This is a genomic window from Arthrobacter sp. 'calajunan' (genome assembly GCF_046940185.1).
Classification (GTDB): Bacteria; Actinomycetota; Actinomycetes; order Actinomycetales; family Micrococcaceae; genus Glutamicibacter; species Glutamicibacter soli.
In genome coordinates, this window is the sequence record NZ_JBKZDY010000005.1 from 1 (window position 1) to 12,660 (window position 12,660).

The following is a 12,660-nucleotide window of genomic DNA, read 5'->3' on the forward strand; positions in this document are numbered from 1 at the left end:
GCGCGAAACCCGTTGAGGTTTCGCGCAGGCCGGGGCCATCGCTCGTGAAGCGCAATCCTTGGGGCGCGTTATCCGACCTTCGCCGGATCCCAGGCGCTGGAGCGGGCGGAGTCGATGGTCGCCTGGCCCAGCACTCGGCTGCCCTGGTAGACGACCATGGTCTGGCCCGGGGCGACGCCGCGCATTCCTTCGGGCAGGTTGACCACCAGTTCGTCGCGGCCCTCGGCCGAGCGTTCCATGTGGGCCACCGCGGCGACCGGGTCGCCGTGGGCGCGCACCTGCACCATGCAGTCGAATTCGGCGCCGCTGGCCACTTCCCCGATGGGCAGTCCGGCCCAGGAGATGCGGATGCCGCGCAGCTGGTCCACGGCCAGCAGGGCCTCCGGGCCGACGATGACCTTGTTTTCCTTCGGGCGGATCTCCAGCACGAAGCGCGGCTTGCCGTCCGCAGCCGGGCGGCCCAGGCGCAGCCCCTTGCGCTGCCCGACGGTGAAGGCCTGGGCTCCGGCGTGCTCGCCGAGCTCGTTGCCCTCGTGGTCGACGATCGCGCCGGGCTTCATCTCGATGCGTTCGGCCAGCCAGCCGCGGGTGTCGCCGTCGGGGATGAAGCAGATGTCGTAGCTGTCCGGCTTGTTCGCCACGGTCAGGCCGCGGGCGGCCGCCTCGGCGCGCACCTCGGCCTTGGACGGGGTTTCGGCCAGCGGGAACATGCAGTGCTCCAGCTGCTCGTGGGTCAGCACACCCAGCACATAGGACTGGTCCTTGGCCCAGTCGGCGGCGCGGTGCAGTTCCGGATTGCCCTGCTCGTCGCGCAGCACCTTGGCGTAGTGGCCGGTGCAGACCGCGTCGAAGCCCAGGGCCAGCGCCTTTTCCAGCAGGGCGGCGAACTTGATCTTCTCATTGCAGCGCATGCACGGGTTCGGGGTGCGGCCTGCCTCGTACTCCGAAACGAAGTCGTCCACCACGTCCTCGGCGAAACGGTCGGAGAAATCCCACACGTAGAACGGGATGCCCAGCTTGTCGCAGGCGCGCCAGGCGTCGTTGGAGTCCTCCACCGTGCAGCAGCCGCGCGAGCCGGTGCGCAGGGTTCCGGGCATGCGCGAGAGGGCCAGGTGCACGCCGACCACGTCGTGGCCGGCCTCGACCGCACGGGCCGCGGCGACCGCCGAGTCCACGCCGCCGGACATTGCTGCTAGTACCTTCATCGCGTAAAACCCGTTCCTGCCGTGTGGATGCTGCTTTCATCGGCTGCCATTCCAGCCTTCCTCGCCCGCTCATAGGCCTGCGGCAAGGCTTCCAATAATGCGTCAACGTCTGCCCGGGTGGATCTATGCCCCAGTGTGAAACGTTGCACACTGCGCGCCGACCGGGCATCCCGGCCCATGGCCAGCAGCACATGGGAGGGCTGCGGGACCCCGGCTGTGCACGCCGATCCGGTGGAGGAGGCGATCCCCAGCATGTCCAGCACGAACAGCAGTGAATCCCCCTCGCATTCGGGGAAGGTGAAGTGCAGGTTCCCCGGTAGCCGGGCGCCCCGGTTCTCCGCGTCGCGCGGGCCGTTGAGCACCGCCTCGGGGACCAGCTGCGAAATCCGCTGCACCGCGTATTCGCGCAACCCGCTCAGCCGCGCGGCTTCCTCGGCGAGGTGCTCCGCGACTTCCGTGGCGGCCGCGGCGAAGCCTGCCGCGGCGGCCGCGTTCAGCGTTCCCGAACGCATTTTCCGTTCATGTCCTCCGCCATGCTGGACCGGCATCAGGGTCACGTCGCGGCGCACCAGCAGTCCGCCGATGCCCACCGGGCCTCCGATCTTGTGGGCGCTGATGGACATGGCCGCCAGCTTCGAGGCCGCGAAGTCGGTGGGCACCGCGCCGAAAGCCTGCACCGCGTCGCTGTGCGCGGGGATCCCGTACCCGGCCAGCAGGGCCGCGAATTCAGGGACCGGCTGCACGGTGCCGACCTCGTTGTTGGCCCACATGATGGTGCCCAGCGCGATGCGTTCGTGGTGCTCATCGAGCAGGGCGCGCACGCCGTCCAGGTCCAGCACGCCGTCGGCGTCCACCGGCATCCAGCACAGTTCGGCCTGCTCGTGCTCTGCCAGCCAGGTGACGGTGTCCAGCACCGCATGGTGCTCGATCCCGGATACCAGGATCATCCGCGCCGCGGGGGTGGAGTCCACGCGGTTCCAGAACAGGCCCTTGATCGCCAGGTTGTCTGATTCGGTGCCGCCGGAGGTGAAGATCAGCTCGCTGGAATGCGCGCCGGCCGCGGCCGCGATCGCGATGCGCGCATCATCGACCACGCGGTTGGCGCGACGGCCAGCCGCATGCAGGGACGAGGGGTTGCCGGTGGCAGCAAACTGGGCGGTGATGGCGGCCAGCGCCGCCGGGGTCATGTCCGTGGTTGCCGCGTGGTCCAGGTATACGGCGGAAGTATTCATATCCCTTCCATGGTACGAGCTTCGCGCACCTAGTTTGAATGGCCGATCCGTGTGAATTGCCCGACCTCGATGGCTTCGAGGCCCGGATCCTTCAAGATCGCCTCGATCAGCGCGGTGGGCCCGCCGACCAACGTGCAGTCATCATAGGGCTCGGTGGACAGCATCCACGAACGGTCCTCGGGGAACACCAGCGCGGGGCGCTGGCGCTGCTCCCCCGCCGCGGTTTTCGCCCACAGCGGGTCGCTCAGGAACGCCGCGTCGGCCTGGAAGAGGTGGTAGTTGCGGTAGCCGCCGCCCAGGTCCAGCGGACCGGGGGCCAGATCCTGAGCCGCGAAGGCGGGCTTCTGCGCCTCGGCGAGCGCGGCGGCATGGGCCGCGGCATTCTGCTCGTCGTTCAGCGCAGGATCCGGTTCCATCTCGATCTGGATGCGTTCCCCGCCCTCGATGAAGGCATAGCCCGCCCAGAGGCCCAGCACGAAGTCCTGCTTCCCGCTGGCCTGGATCAGCTGCAGGGCCAGGTCCTTCCACTGGTTCGCCGGCAGTTCGTCCAGCGGCAGGTCGGTGTCGACCCAGGCGTCCTCGGCAACCGGGTTGCCCTGGGCGTCCAGTCCGGCCACGGTTTCAAACAGGTCCGCAGCGGTCAGCACGTGGTGGCGGCTGGCGGCCACGGTGGACCAGCGCACCTGCCGGTCCTCCTCGTCCAGCGCCGGATGCAGGATGCGGGCATAGCGTTCATAGCCGACCGGCACCTGGGCGGTGACCGTCAGCGGGTCGGCATCGGCGCAGGCGTCGATGATCCATTGGCCGTATTCAGCGGATACATGGGAAAACTGCATGTCCTAAGACTACCGAGCCGAACGCCTGCCACCACGGGTTTTGCCCGGTGCAGTGATATGAATGATGAAGTAGGTCCGAACCCGTCAGCCAGCCACTTCAAGGGAGCCGCCACCGATGTACTTGCCAGATCTGCTGGTCCCGGTTCACCAGTTCGCCCGCCGGAGCATCGATTTCTCGCGCCGGATCGCGGTGATGGCGGTGATTAACCGCACTCCGGATTCCTTCTACGACGCCGGGTCGACGTTCGGGCTGGACGAGGCGGTGGCGGCGGCGCTGCGCGCGGTGGAGGCCGGGGCGGACTGGGTGGACATCGGCGGGGTGCCGTTTTCCCCGGGACCGGAACTGCCCTGGCGGGAGGAGGCGGAGCGCGTGGTCCCGGTCATCCGCGAGGTGCGCCGCCACAGCGACGTGGTGATTTCCGCCGACACCTTCCACCCTCTGGTCGCGCAGGCGGCCATCGACGCCGGCGCCGACGTCATCAACGACACCACCGGCCTGGCCTACCCCGAGCTGGCCAAGGTGGTGGCCGAGAACGACGTGCACCTGGTGCTGACCCATTCGCTGGCCAAGCCCCGCACCACCTACCCCCGCCCGCACTACGACGACGTGCTAGCCGAGGTGCGCCGCTACCTGCAGGACAAGGTTCAGCTGGCCAAGGACGTCGGCATCAAGGATTCGAAGCTCATCGTCGACCCCGGGCACGACCTGAACAAGAACACCCGCCATACTCTCGATCTGACCGCCGGTTTCCAGGCCATCGCCGAACTGGGCTACCCGGCTCTGGCGGCGGTGTCCAACAAGGACTTCATCGGGGAGACCCTGGACCTGCCGAAGTCCGAGCGCATGCTCGGTTCCATGGTCGCGGCCACGATGTGCGCCATGGGCGGGGCGCGGATCCTGCGGATGCACAACATCCCGGAATCCGTGCAGACCGTGCGCCTGATCGAAGCCGCCCAGGGCTGGCGCCAGCCGGTGCGGCAGATCCACAATATGGGAGACGTCAATCCCCCGGCGCATCCCGAACGCAAAGCCAGCGCCTAGAGCATCCGAGGAGATCCATGCGAGCCCTGCTGCCCCAGCCCATTGACCACGTCGACGACGAGTATCTGCTCTCCCGCTACGCCAGCACCCGGCGGCCGTTCGTCCGCTTCAACTTCGTCTCCAGCGTCGACGGCAGCGCGCAGCTCGGCGGGCTGTCGGCAGCGCTCGGCTCCGACGGGGACCAAAGGATCTTCAACCTCCTGCGCCGTCCGGCGCAGGTGGTGCTGGTCGGCTCCGGCACGGTCCACGCCGAGGGGTACGCCGGCCCGCTGGTCTCCGACGCGGACCAGGCCTGGCGCACCGCCCGCGGGCTGGGCGCCCACCCGGTGCTCGCCATCGTGTCCTACCATCTGTCCATCGCCCCGGACGCCGAGGTGCTGACGTCCTCGCCCGGGCCGGTGCTGCTCTACACCTGCGAGCAGGTCACCGGGCAGCAGCGCGACAGCTATCCGGAGCATGTCCAGCTGGTCCAGGTCGCGGACAACGGCCAGGGCCCGGACCCGGCGCAGATCGTCGCCGACCTCGATTCGCGGGGCCTGCAGGCCATCCATGCCGAGGGCGGACCACACATCTTCGGGCAATTCGTCGCCGCCGGCCAGGTCGATTCCCTGTGCGTGAGCTACTCCCCGGTCCTGGCCGCCGGCGCGGGGTCGCGCATCGCCCGCTCGCAGAGCGAGCAGCAGCGCAGCCTGACGCTGCATACCCTGCTGGAGGAAGACTCGATGCTGTTCGCGGAGTACCGCGCCGACCGCTAGCGCATCAGGTGCAGTGCGCCGGGAGCAACCCGCACGCTGAATGCTCCGCGGCCCAGCAGTTCACCGTCGGCGTAGCAGTCTTCCGAGGTCTCCACGCGGAATGCCTTCGCCCTGACGGCGACCCGGAACGGATGGTTTCTCCCGGCAAGTATCCGCGGTACATGCCTGAGCACCGGGGCGATCCGCTCGCCGCGCACCAGCGACAGGTCCGCCAGCCCGTCGTCGAATTCGGCCGAAGCGAACAACGTGATGCCGCCGCCCAGCGAACGGATATTGGCGATGCTCGCGGCCAACGCCGGTCCCCGGTACTCCAGCCCGCCGGTGTCGACCTCGGTGCAGAAGGCCTTGAGCTTCGGGATGCATAGCAGCAGCGCGGCGACATAGCGCAGCGAACCCAGCCGGCGCGGCAGCCGGTTGGCGCGGGCGTTGACCGTTGCCTCGAATCCCCAGGAGATCGCTCCGACAGTCAGCCGCACGATCTGCGGGGCCTCGTCGAATTCGACTTCCAACAGGTCGACCGGGTGCGCTGCAGCGCTCCCGGCGATGAATGCGGCGACCCGGTCCATCGACTGCGCCGGATTGGCGTCCCGGAGCATGCGCCAGGTATCGTTGCCGCTGCCCGCCGGGATGATCCCGAGCGGAATCCCGGTTCGTGCCAGGACCTGCACCACGTGGTGGATCAGCCCGTCACCGCCCACGACCACCACTGCGTCCGCGGACTTCAGCTGCGCGGCGATCCGCGCCGTCGGCTGGGAGGAGACGTCGAGCAGGTGCGCCACGGTGCCCGCATCCGCCAGCCGTCCGGCCAACTGCCTGGCGCGGCGCCATCCCAGTCCCCTGCCCGAGACGGAGTGGAAAACGATCTGAAGGCGCTCGAAGCGTTGCTGGGTGGCCATGCCTATAGACAATACTCAGCGAACGTACAGTTTCGAAAAGCATTGGCCACAGGTCTTTCGATACCATAGAGAGGGTCGGCGACAATGCGCCGCCTCGAAAGGAACTTGCCTGACTATGAGCTCGCCGAGCCCCCATGAAATCCTTGGCGTATCCCGCACGGCAAGCATGGAAGAAATCAAGGTTGCCTACCGCAGGGCTGCCCGTGCCACGCATCCGGACTTGGGCGGGAGCGAAGACGCCTTCAAGGAAGTCCAGCGCGCGTTCCAGCAACTCAGCGACCAGCAGTCCGATGACTCCTTCGAGCGCAGCTTCCAGGCGCCGGGCCAGGCGCCGCGGGCAGGCTTCAGCGCCCGCCAGTACGACGAGCGGCTGCGCACCACGCCGCAGCAGCCCAAGGCCCAGCTGCCCACCGAGTACGTTCCGCCGCTGGACGATGTCAACTTCACCACCCTGGACTCCAAGCGATCCGCGCAGCGGATGCACGGGGAACCGCGCAAGCGTGGACTGTTCAGTTCCCGTTCGAGGCTGCAACGCGAAGCCACGACCATCAGTCTGCTGAGCAGAAACGTGCTCAACGTGCTCCCGGCGGCACGCCTGGTCAACGGGCTGCGCTCCCCCAACGGCGGCCACTACGACCACGTGCTGACCGCCGGATACCGGATGGCAGTGATCAACACGATGACCCTGCCTGAGGGCTACTACGCCTTCGACGGCTCGGTGCTGCGGCACGGCAACAAGATGACCCAGCCCCCGGAAATCCAGATCTCAGGCATGCAGCGGGCCTTCATGCAGATGAACGTCGCCGCCTACACGCTGGTCCTGGCTTCCAACGGGAACCACCACGAACCGGTGATCGAGTACCACCGCAATGCCCAGCCTTCGCTCGCCAGCTCCGCCAACGTGCTCAATGCGGCGGGTCTGGTGCGCGAGCTCAAGCTGTTCCTCGGCTCCGGGCCCTCTCCGAATGTCGTGGACCGCGAAGTCCTCGCCCGGCTGATCGGCGGCATGTACTAGGCCGATGAATCGATCTGCGCTCGCACCCCTTAAACTGGAAGTGTGTTTCGTATCGTTTTCAATGCCCCAGAAATTCCCGGCAACTCGGGCAATGCCATCCGACTATCTGCCATCACCGGTGCAGAACTGCATCTGGTCAAACCCCTAGGATTCAACTTCGAGGACGCGAACCTGCGTCGCGCCGGCCTGGACTACCACGATCTGGCGTTCGTGACCGTGCACGAAAATCTCGAGGCCGTCTTCGAAGCTCTCGGGGAAGGCAGGGTCTTCGCTTACACCTCCGAAGGCCAGACCATCTACAGCGATATCAGCTACGAGCCGAGCGACATCCTGCTCTTCGGCAAGGAATCGGTGGGCCTGAGCGCCGAGGACAAGAAGCATCCCCGCGTCACCGACCTGGTCAAGCTTCCCATGCTCCCGGGCCGCCGCTCGCTGAATCTGGCTAATGCTGCGTCCATCGTGGCCTTCGAGGCGTGGCGCCAGCACGGCTTTGCCGGAGCATAAAGTACCAGCGAAGTACGGCCACGTATACAGGTTTACCCAATCTTTATAAAGTAGGCTCGATATGTGCCTGCGGATCAGCAGGTATTGAACTTTGACCACAACCCCGGGAGAAACCAAGACAATGAACGGTAGCCATTCCCAGCACCGCGACGAGCCCCAGGACGACGACCTGGGTCTAGACCTGGTTGACCAAGTGGCCAGCAGTTCACGCGCCGAGAGGAGCTCCAAGCCGAAGCGCTGGATCCTCGGTGTTGTCGGCGTCGTGATCGTTGCGGTTCTCGCTCTCGTGGTCTTCTCGCTGCTCAGCGGCGGCCCCAAGGCGTCCAAGGCTGCGAAGGCCGACGACGCGGTGACGCAGACCATCCAGCTCAAGAACGGCGGCCAGGCCGTCCTCAGCTCCTCCGAATCGGAAGACGCCATCGGCGTGGAACTGACCAGCCTGCCGGGTCTTGCCGACGGCCAGCAGTATGTCGTGTGGGCCGTCCATGAGGAAACCGGTGTTTCCGTTGTCGCCTCGTCCACCGGAGACGACGTCGATGCGGGATTGACCCCGGCCAGCGATGTCCTGGCCATACACATCACTGTCGAAGGATCCGCGATTCCTTCGGCTCCGTCGGAGGACACCGAGGCTTCGGTGGACCTGCCGCTGGATCCGGCCGCCTCCGAGGTTCCGGACGCCCAGGACAACGGCGCCGGCGGCGCCAACGCCCCGGGCGCGGACGACTAGACGCCGTCCAAGACCGCAAAACGCGAGGCGCGTTCCCTTTCGGGAACGCGCCTCGCGTTTTGTGCTTTGATGATCTCCGACGCTAGAAGCCCGAAATCGTGTCGTCCGCGTTCACGGCGACCAGGTGGAAGGATTCGGCCAGCGCTTCGGCTGGCAGCCCCCCGCGTTCGGCATTCGTCCGGCACTGGTGCTCCACGAAGCGTTCCATGGAGGCGACGTCGGGATGCTGGGTGAAATGAGCCCGCAGCGCATCCATCTTCTGCTCGAAGAACTTCGTGATGTCCACGAAACCGTTTTCCCTCTCGCGCGGAGCCCCGTAGAGCCACAGCCAAGGCACCTTGTACGCGTTCAGGCCCTCGTCGCTCACCAGTTCCGGGTAGGCGAAGGGGTTCTCCACAGCCGGGTAGATCGCCCGGGTGACCGCTTCGCCGCAGGCCAGGTGATCCGGATGCGAGCGCTGGATGCGGTCCCAGTTGCGTTCGGGGTGCATGGCCATCACGATGGTGGGGCGCACCTGGCGGATCAGGCGCACCACCTTGCGGATGACCTCATGGGTGGGCTCCAGAAAGCCGTCGCGCTCACCGAGGAAGTGCACGGTGCTCACGCCGACCTTCGAGGCTGCCACGGTCTGCTCCAGGTGGCGCAGGCGCGCGGTCTCCTGCGGGTCGCGTTCGTCGAATCCGCCAGCGTCCCCGTCGGTCATGATGCAGTACTGCACCTCGACACCGGCCGCAGTGAGCGCGGCGATGGTTCCGGCCGCGCCGAAGTCCAGGTCGTCCGGGTGGGCGGCGAAGGCCAGAACCCGTTCGGTTTGGGCAGTGATGAATTGGGTTGTATCGATCATGCTCGGCGGCGCCTGATCTCCGCGGCGGCCTGCGGCAGCACCTTGGCCAGATCCCCGACGATCCCCAGATCCGCGATGTCGAAGACCGGCGCGTCGACGTCCTTGTTCACTGCGATGATGTACTTGCTAGTCTGCATTCCGGCCTTCTGCTGGATCGCCCCGGAGATTCCGGCAGAGATATACAGCTGCGGCGACACGGTGACGCCCGTCTGGCCCACCTGCGCGTCATGGGAAATCCACCCGGCGTCGGTCGCGGCGCGCGAAGCGCCGATGGCGGCGCCCAGCGCGTCGGCAAGGTCTTCCAGGGGACCGAAGTCGCCGTCGACGCCGCGCCCGCCGGCAACCACCACGCGGGCTTCGCTCAGCGACGGACGTTCCGAGGCGACCTTCTCCTCCACGGCCACGATGCTCACCTTCGGCGCTGCCGCGTCGCCGAGGACCAGATCCGTGACCTGCACGGTGCCTGCGGAGCCTGCCGGTGCGTCCTCAATGCTGTTGGGCTTGACGGCGGCGATCAGCACGCCGGTGGTGGACTTCGCGCTGGCGGTGTAGCTTCCGGCGAGCTCATCCTTGGTGGCGATCAGTTCGGCGGATACGTCGATCACGTCGGTGACGATGGCGGCATTGCGGCGTACCGCGATGCGTGCGCCGAGTTCGCGGCTGAAGCTGTCGTTGCCCAGCAGCACCAGGTCCGCATCGGTGTGCTGCAGTGCGGCATCCAGCACTGCCAGCTCATGCTCGCCGAATCCCCGCCCCGGATTGGCCGCCTGCAAGGCGGTGCCGATGCCGTAGCCCGCGATGGCCTCGCGGGCCTCGGCGGAAATCTCGGTGGCGGCGGCCACCACAGCGGTCCCGAAGCGCGAGGCCAAGGTCAGCAGCTCGCGCTGCGCCTTGCCGGGTGCGGCGCTGAGGTCGGTGAAAAATACAAGTGCAGAAGACATGTTCAATAGGTCCTTAGATCAGCTTCTGTGCGGCCAGGAAGTCGACCAGGGCAATGCCTGCTTCGCCGCTGTCATGGATAATGGTGCCGGCTGGCCGGGCCGGGCGCTGCTCGGCGGCCAGCACCGAGGTGGTGGAGCCCTCAGCCCCGACTTCCTGCGCAGCCAGGCCGATACCGGCCAAATCGACTTCCTCGATGCTTTTCTTCTTCGCGGCCATGATGCCCTTGAAGTTCGGGTAGCGCGGGTCGTTGGCCTGATCGGTGACCGACAGTACGGCAGGAAGGCCTGCCTTGAGGGTCACACGCTGATTCAGGTGCTCGCGGTCGACGGTCAGCTCGCGGGCCGAGGCATCGAAGGCCACCGAGGCGGCATGGGTCAGCTGGGCGAAGCCGAGCAGTTCGGCGAGCTGCGCCGGAACCACCGAGGTTTCGGCGTCGGTGGATGCCATGCCGGTGACCACGAGATCCACATTGGGCACGTGGCGCACCAACGCCGCCAGGGCTTTGGAGGTAGCCACGGCGTCCGAACCGCGGAGCGCTGCGTCATTCAGGTGGAGCCCCGAGGAGGCGCCCATCTGCAGCGCCTTCTTGACCGAATTCACCGAGCTGCCTGCTCCCATGGTCGCCGCGATGACCTGGTGACCCGCCGCGAACCCTCCGTTGTCCTCTACGAGGGCCAGCGCCGCCTCCACGGCGTACTCGTCCAGTTCCGAAAGAACCGACTCCGACCGGTCCAGCCGCAGGGATTCCTGGTCGATATGCCGGTCAAACTGGACATCTGGGACATGTTTGACCAAGACCACGATGGTCAGTGGCGTAGTGCTCGCGTCGCTCATTCGCGCCTTCCTCGAAGTATAAGGAATCCGGCCGCGCAGGGCATCTGGCGCCGGAAGTTTTCATCTGCCTCTATCGTATCCACCAACGGCCACCCCGTTGCCGTTTATCGCTCAGAGAACAACACGTGACGCGGTTGGTTAATCACCAGACCGCGTCACGTGTCTCACAATGACAATATGACGACTCTTGGAGTCATATTTAGTTGCTGCTCAACGAACCCACAGTGGCCGTTGCGGTATTCTCCTGCCCGTTGCGCAGGTACGTGATCTTCGCTTCGCCACCGGCCGGCACCTCGCGGACCGCTGCCGTGACGGTCTGCGAGTCGCGGACCGCTCGGCCGTTGACCGAGGTGATCACGTCCCCGGACTTCAGCCCGGCCTTGTCCGCAGCCGAACCCTTGGTGACATCGACGATGGTCGCGCCTACCGAAAAGGAGGTGGTCGCGGCGCCGGATGAATCCTTGGCTCCTGCCGTAGCCTGGACGGTGGCCCCCAGCAAACCGTGGGTGGCGGTGCCGTTGGCGATCAGGTCGTTCGCAATGCGCTTGGCGTAATCGATCGGAATGGCGAAGCCCACGCCGATGGAACCGGAGTCCTCGGTGCCGCCGGCCGAGGCGATGGCGACATTGACGCCGATGATTTCGCCCTTGGAGTTGACCAGCGCACCACCCGAGTTGCCGTGGTTGATGGCCGCGTCGGTCTGGATGACGTTGACGTAGATGGTGCCGGCCGAGCGCTGCTGCTGTTCTTCGCCGGGGAACTGGAAGTTGAATTGGCTTCCGTTGTCGCCGTTGCTTTCAGGCGCGGTGTTCTCAGGCACTGCCGAGGATGCGATGGAAATCGTGCGGTTCAGTGTCGAGATGATGCCGTCGGTCACCGTGCCGCTCAATCCCAGAGGTGCGCCGATGGCCACCGAGGTGTCGCCGACGTTCAGGTCCGCGGAACTACCGAGGGTTGCCGGTACCAGGTTGCTGGCATCGATCTTGATCACAGCCAGATCCGACATCGGGTCGGTGCCGACGACCTTCGCGCTGTAGACCTGTCCGTCATTGGTCTGCACCGAAATGTCGGGGTCAGCCACCTTGCCGCCCAGCGTCACCACGTGGGTGTTCGTGAGGATGTGGCCTTCATTGTCCAGGATGATGCCCGAACCCGATCCGCTGGAACCGCCACCGGAAACTTCGATGGTCACCACGCTGGGGCTGGCCTTGGCGGCTGCCGCAGTGACTTCGGTGACGGAGTTGGGATTGTTGATCACGACCCCCGCCTGCGGGGCTGGGGTGGTGGTGCCGTTGCCGCTTCCCGTGTCCGAGAGGAAGTAGGTCGTTCCCGCAGCGGCCAGGCCGCCGACCAGGGCCGCGGCGACCATGCCGGAAACCAGAGTGGTGCCGGCGAAGGTCTTCTTGCCCGATGGCTTGCGTTCAGGCGGCACCGGGTAGTTCACGTGCTGCGAGTCCGAGGCGGAGTACCCCGAACCATAGGCGGCGCTCGACGTGTTCTCCGAGGCATTCGAGTAGTTGTATGAGCTTCCTGCCCCGGCGTGCTGGTACTCCGAAGTTGCGTCCTCGCTGTGGTTGGAGCGCGGGTAGGCGGCGGTCGGCTGATCGGTGCCCTGGGGGTTCTGGCCGACCCGGGGAAGGTTGACTGTCGGCTCAGACGATGCCGGCACATTGACATCGGGATTGCTTCCCGAGTGTGCAGAGCCACCAGCAGTGTTGTCGCGTGGCTCGTTCGGGTTCTGGCTCATTGTTCCGTCTCTTTCGACTCTAGGATCTCTTGAATTCGATTATTCCGTTGCGTTCTGTGGCATGAAACTGCGCAAACTTAG

General features: G+C 66.3%; 13 protein-coding genes. 5 read left to right on the forward strand and 8 right to left on the reverse strand.

Annotation, left to right across the window (positions count from 1 at the left end):
• Positions 1-68: 68 nt before the first annotated feature.
• Genes mnmA through RF641_RS09135 form a run of 3 tightly spaced genes read right to left on the reverse strand, consistent with a single transcriptional unit; the run spans position 69 to position 3,273 of the window.
• Positions 69-1,205, reverse strand: a complete 1,137-nt coding sequence (gene mnmA / locus RF641_RS09125; protein ID WP_113606479.1) for a tRNA 2-thiouridine(34) synthase MnmA — start codon at positions 1,203-1,205, stop codon at positions 69-71.
• Positions 1,202-2,437, reverse strand: a complete 1,236-nt coding sequence (locus tag RF641_RS09130; protein ID WP_424573024.1) for a cysteine desulfurase family protein — start codon at positions 2,435-2,437, stop codon at positions 1,202-1,204. The genes mnmA and RF641_RS09130 overlap by 4 nt, the downstream gene beginning before the upstream one ends.
• A gap of 29 nt (positions 2,438-2,466) precedes the next feature.
• A complete protein-coding gene (locus RF641_RS09135; protein WP_424573025.1) occupies positions 2,467-3,273 on the reverse strand; it encodes a hypothetical protein in 807 nt (268 codons plus the stop codon).
• 115 nt (positions 3,274-3,388) lie between these two features.
• Between RF641_RS09135 and folP the strand changes: the two genes are divergently transcribed.
• The gene (gene folP, locus RF641_RS09140) at positions 3,389-4,315 is read left to right on the forward strand and encodes a dihydropteroate synthase (RefSeq protein WP_053798425.1); all 927 of its coding nucleotides are present in this window, start codon (positions 3,389-3,391) and stop codon (positions 4,313-4,315) included.
• A 17-nt stretch (positions 4,316-4,332) separates the two neighbouring features.
• Positions 4,333-5,070, forward strand: a complete 738-nt coding sequence (locus RF641_RS09145; RefSeq protein ID WP_053798426.1) for a dihydrofolate reductase family protein — start codon at positions 4,333-4,335, stop codon at positions 5,068-5,070.
• On the opposite strand, the gene RF641_RS09150 is transcribed toward RF641_RS09145, so the two are convergent.
• On the reverse strand, positions 5,067-5,966 hold the full coding sequence (locus RF641_RS09150) for a diacylglycerol/lipid kinase family protein (RefSeq protein WP_424573026.1): 900 nt from the start codon (positions 5,964-5,966) through the stop codon (positions 5,067-5,069). The genes RF641_RS09145 and RF641_RS09150 overlap by 4 nt on opposite strands.
• A gap of 115 nt (positions 5,967-6,081) precedes the next feature.
• Here RF641_RS09150 and RF641_RS09155 point away from each other — a divergent pair, with 115 nt between their 5' ends.
• From RF641_RS09155 to RF641_RS09165, 3 genes are all read left to right on the forward strand, one after another.
• Positions 6,082-6,981 (forward strand): J domain-containing protein, encoded by a 900-nt coding sequence (locus RF641_RS09155; protein ID WP_160309085.1) that lies wholly within the window; start codon positions 6,082-6,084, stop codon positions 6,979-6,981.
• Positions 6,982-7,023: 42 nt separating this feature from the next.
• On the forward strand, positions 7,024-7,485 hold the full coding sequence (locus tag RF641_RS09160; RefSeq protein ID WP_424573027.1) for a tRNA (cytidine(34)-2'-O)-methyltransferase: 462 nt from the start codon (positions 7,024-7,026) through the stop codon (positions 7,483-7,485).
• Between the two features lie 121 nt (positions 7,486-7,606).
• Positions 7,607-8,212 carry an anti-sigma factor domain-containing protein gene (locus RF641_RS09165; RefSeq protein WP_424573028.1) on the forward strand — a complete coding sequence of 202 codons (606 nt, stop codon included), beginning with the start codon at positions 7,607-7,609 and terminating at the stop codon, positions 8,210-8,212.
• A gap of 82 nt (positions 8,213-8,294) precedes the next feature.
• On the opposite strand, the gene RF641_RS09170 is transcribed toward RF641_RS09165, so the two are convergent.
• From RF641_RS09170 to RF641_RS09185, 4 genes are all read right to left on the reverse strand, one after another.
• Positions 8,295-9,056, reverse strand: coding sequence for a PIG-L deacetylase family protein (locus tag RF641_RS09170; protein ID WP_047119528.1), 762 nt, complete (start codon positions 9,054-9,056; stop codon positions 8,295-8,297).
• Positions 9,053-9,997: an electron transfer flavoprotein subunit alpha/FixB family protein gene (locus RF641_RS09175; protein WP_047119529.1), complete on the reverse strand. Its 945-nt coding sequence runs from the start codon at positions 9,995-9,997 to the stop codon at positions 9,053-9,055. Before RF641_RS09175 ends, RF641_RS09170 begins: the two co-directional genes overlap by 4 nt.
• Before the next feature lie 13 nt (positions 9,998-10,010).
• On the reverse strand, positions 10,011-10,832 hold the full coding sequence (locus RF641_RS09180; protein WP_424573029.1) for an electron transfer flavoprotein subunit beta/FixA family protein: 822 nt from the start codon (positions 10,830-10,832) through the stop codon (positions 10,011-10,013).
• Between the two features lie 199 nt (positions 10,833-11,031).
• Positions 11,032-12,579, reverse strand: a complete 1,548-nt coding sequence (locus RF641_RS09185) for a S1C family serine protease (RefSeq protein WP_047119530.1) — start codon at positions 12,577-12,579, stop codon at positions 11,032-11,034.
• Positions 12,580-12,660: the final 81 nt, after the last annotated feature.

Bases quoted from the DNA above. Each gene is read 5' to 3' on its own strand.
- mnmA (WP_113606479.1), bottom strand. From the start codon at position 1,205: ATGAAGGTACTAGCAGCAATGTCCGGCGGCGTGGACTCGGCGGTCGCC.
- RF641_RS09130 (WP_424573024.1), bottom strand. From the start codon at position 2,437: ATGAATACTTCCGCCGTATACCTGGACCACGCGGCAACCACGGACATG.
- RF641_RS09135 (WP_424573025.1), bottom strand. From the start codon at position 3,273: ATGCAGTTTTCCCATGTATCCGCTGAATACGGCCAATGGATCATCGAC.
- folP (WP_053798425.1), top strand. From the start codon at position 3,389: ATGTACTTGCCAGATCTGCTGGTCCCGGTTCACCAGTTCGCCCGCCGG.
- RF641_RS09145 (WP_053798426.1), top strand. From the start codon at position 4,333: ATGCGAGCCCTGCTGCCCCAGCCCATTGACCACGTCGACGACGAGTAT.
- RF641_RS09150 (WP_424573026.1), bottom strand. From the start codon at position 5,966: ATGGCCACCCAGCAACGCTTCGAGCGCCTTCAGATCGTTTTCCACTCC.
- RF641_RS09155 (WP_160309085.1), top strand. From the start codon at position 6,082: ATGAGCTCGCCGAGCCCCCATGAAATCCTTGGCGTATCCCGCACGGCA.
- RF641_RS09165 (WP_424573028.1), top strand. From the start codon at position 7,607: ATGAACGGTAGCCATTCCCAGCACCGCGACGAGCCCCAGGACGACGAC.
- RF641_RS09170 (WP_047119528.1), bottom strand. From the start codon at position 9,056: ATGATCGATACAACCCAATTCATCACTGCCCAAACCGAACGGGTTCTG.
- RF641_RS09175 (WP_047119529.1), bottom strand. From the start codon at position 9,997: ATGTCTTCTGCACTTGTATTTTTCACCGACCTCAGCGCCGCACCCGGC.
- RF641_RS09180 (WP_424573029.1), bottom strand. From the start codon at position 10,832: ATGAGCGACGCGAGCACTACGCCACTGACCATCGTGGTCTTGGTCAAA.
- RF641_RS09185 (WP_047119530.1), bottom strand. From the start codon at position 12,579: ATGAGCCAGAACCCGAACGAGCCACGCGACAACACTGCTGGTGGCTCT.